Consider the following 290-nt stretch of genomic DNA (forward strand, 5'->3'; position numbering starts at 1 on the left):
CGTTGGCAATAATTTAAAATGAACATATTATGATATTAGACAAAGTAGCTAAAATGCACTTTATTGTTTATGAAAACAACAAGGACAAACTGACTTTAGAAATGGGTAAAGAATTGTATTATATGGTTCACGCCATAAAAGACGGAAACGTTGAAAAATACAAGACTAAAGACGAACTTCTTAAAATCAAAAAAGTTACAGAGTACTTTATATCCAAAATGTCAAAACAAAGAGCGAAAGACGAATTAAACCCAAACGTAACAATAGAAGATGTATTTACTCAATACCCA

Annotated in this window: 1 protein-coding gene; it reads left to right on the forward strand. The window is 29.7% G+C overall.

From position 1 onward, the window contains the following. Positions 1–29: 29 nt before the first annotated feature. Positions 30–290 (forward strand): hypothetical protein (locus FVF61_RS08670; protein ID WP_148455371.1); only part of this gene is annotated, 261 nt, incomplete at its 3' end.

It is taken from the genome of Xanthomarina maritima (assembly GCF_008084905.1).
Classification (GTDB): Bacteria; Bacteroidota; Bacteroidia; order Flavobacteriales; family Flavobacteriaceae; genus Xanthomarina; species Xanthomarina maritima.